2 protein-coding genes are annotated in these 3,137 nt (G+C 42.3%); both read left to right on the top strand.

Features of this window, described 5'->3' with window-relative positions:
- A partial coding sequence (locus tag AC5JBY_RS02640; protein WP_495902995.1) for a phosphopantetheine-binding protein occupies positions 1 to 416 on the top strand: 416 nt, incomplete at its 5' end.
- A 10-nt stretch (positions 417 to 426) separates the two neighbouring features.
- A partial coding sequence (locus AC5JBY_RS02635; protein ID WP_495902994.1) for a non-ribosomal peptide synthetase occupies positions 427 to 3,137 on the top strand: 2,711 nt, incomplete at its 3' end.

Raw genomic sequence — 3,137 nt, 5'->3', positions numbered from 1 at the left:
CACTCAGGTCCAGGCTGCCCGAATACATGATTCCAGCAACCATAACAACAATCGATAAAATACCCATCAATGCTAATGGAAAAACAGATAAACAAAAACTTTCTCTTTTAAACCAAAAGCATACAACCTCAATAGCAGAGCGAGCTAATAATGAAACAGAGGTTGCTTTGCTTAAGATATGGGAAGAACTATTAGAACTACCTAACATCAGCATGCATGATAACTTTTTCGAGATCGGGGGACATTCATTGCTGGCTGTTAAAGTCATTTCAAAAATCAGAAATGAGTTTTCCCTCCATCTTACTGTAACCACTTTGTTCCAGTATCCATCTATCAGGGAATTGGCCCAATATATAGAGATAACCAGACAGGATACTGAGTATGTAAAAGAGGAATTTGAAGTGTTTGAGTTGTAAATAAAATGCAATGTTGAAGAAGGAGATCAATATAAAAATAACTGAATTGCTGGCAGCCTGTAAGAGCAGCGGCATAAGAGTCTTTCTTGAACAAGGGAAGATCAAATATGCAGTTGCCAAAGGCAGTCACCCAGATCCTTTATTGCTCACGGCACTAAAAGAGCACAAGGAAACCATACTCGCATTTCTTCAAGGTCAGCAACCCGATGCTACTTCTGATATCGAGAAAGAAACAATCCTCCCCCGGGGGAGTCAAGAGCAAGTACCACTCTCTTATGCGCAAGAACGGCTATGGTTTATAGACAAATTACAGGGCAGTGTACAATATCATATGCCTGTTGCGCTCAGGTTAAAAGGCGACTTACAAGAAGGAACGCTTGAAAACAGCTTAAGAAAAATTATTGGCCGACATGAAGTACTCAGGGCTACCTTTCAGGAAATCGACGGAATATGTTATCAGTCTATAAAAAGCGAAGAGCAATGGAAGATGGGGGTAATATCAGGCGTCGAATGGAATAAAGAACAGCTAAAGGAATACATCAGCCAATACATTGACCGCCCATTTGATCTTTCGGTTGACTACATGCTTAAAGCGGAGCTTATACAGCTGGGTCAACAGGAATACATCCTGATCATAGTCATGCACCACATTGCCTCCGACGGCTGGAGCTTATCGATCATGGTGAGAGAGCTGGTAGAGCTATACAGTGCTACTGTTGAAGAAAGAGCAATTATACTTCCTGAACCAGGTATTCAATACGGAGACTATGCCATCTGGCAACGATCGTTCCTGCATGGAGATAAGTTAGATAAACAGCTTACTTATTGGAAACAAAAACTCGAAGGGCTAAAACCACTGGAACTTACTCCAGACTTTACACGACCAGCTATCCAAAGCGGGCGCGGGTCAAGCATATTGTTAACTTTTGACAGGAGCTTAACCGATAATCTCAACGAATTGAGCAGAAAAGAAGGGGTCACAATCTTCATGACCCTGCTTGCTGCATTCAAAGTACTGTTGCATAAATATACCGGAGAGCAGGACATCGCAACCGGTATACCCATAGCAAACCGTGGTCAGCAGGAAGTAGAGCACCTTGTAGGTTTTTTTGTCAATACTCTTGTGATCAGAAGTGAAATAAATCCGAATAGCAGCTTTGCCGATCTGATGCAGCAAATGAAAACTGTCTTACTGGAAGCATATGAGCATCAGGATACGCCATTTGAGAAAATTGTAGATAGCTTAGGCGTTAAGCGTGACTCATCAAGAAATCCGCTTTTCCAAATCAAGTTCGCATTACACAATACGCCAAAGATCCCTGAGCTTACCCTGAAAGATGTTAATCTTTCAGCGGAACCATTTGTCAATATAACTACTAAATTCGATCTATCTTTTGATGTATTTATAACACCCAATGGACTTCAGCTTGTAATCGAGTATTCCAGCGATCTTTTTCAGGAAGACACTATTAATAGGATAGGAATTCATTATGAGCAGTTACTGCAAAACATCGTTAACGACCCTTATTCAACAGTATCAGCCTTATCCATACTATCACCTGCCGAGCGGCAACAATTACTGATGGAATTCAATGATACTACTATATCCTATCCATCAGATCTAACTATCGTTGACCTTTTCGAAAAGCAAGTTGAGGTAAAACCAGACTCGATCGCTGTTGCATTCAGAGACGAGAATATCAGTTATCGTAAGTTGAATGAACGAAGTAATCAACTCGCCCACTATCTGATCAAAAAAGGGATAGGAGCAGACAGTCTTGTTCCTATTTGCCTGGACCGTTCTATAGAAATGATCGTGGCAATACTTGGGATACTAAAAGCCGGTGGAGCTTACGTTCCTATCGATCCCTCTTACCCCATCGACCGGATCAAGTACATACTTGAAGACACCAAAGCCAGCCTGTTATTGTGCGATAACAATTGCCCGGACGAAGGCATTGACCTCAATATATTGAATCTTACCACGGGTCAAGAAGTATTGGCTAAGGAACCTATTCAAAACCCAGTCGGTATTGCGTCAGCCGACAGCCTTTGTTATGTGATCTATACATCAGGGACTACAGGCCGTCCAAAAGGAGTGATGATAGAGCATCGATCACTCATGAACCGGCTATTGTGGGCCAGAGAATTTCATGCAGTCAGTGAATCTGATATTATTCTGCAAAAAACAACTTACTGTTTTGATGTCTCGGTATGGGAACTTTTACTCAGCCTGACAACAGGTGGAAAACTTGTTTTTGCTGAGCCTGGAGGACACAAAGATCATCAATACCTGGTGAAGCTTATCAATCAGCAGCGGGTGACCATGCTTCACTTTGTGCCTTCGATGTTACAGGCTTTTTTAGAAGGAATAGAAGAGCACGCTTTCCGGGATTTGAAAATAGTATGTAGCGGCGAGGCGCTAAAAGCATCGCACATCAAGTTATTCAGGGAAAAGCTACCTTTTTGTGAACTGCATAATCTGTACGGACCAACGGAGGCAGCTATTGATGTAAGCTATTGGAAAGCGCCCAAACATATAAACGATCTATCGATTGTTCCAATAGGCCGCCCAGTCAGTAATACACAACTATACATTCTGGATGCGTTGCTGGCCCCTTGTCCAATCGGAGTGGTTGGGGAGTTATACATCGGAGGAATACAACTGGCCCGTGGCTACTTAAACCTGCCGGAGCTGACGGCTGAGAAGTTTATACATCA

The sequence above is a fragment of the Paraflavitalea sp. genome (assembly GCF_059502485.1).
The sequence above is the reverse complement of the archived record's forward strand: the minus strand, read 5'-3'. Positions and strand labels throughout refer to the sequence as shown.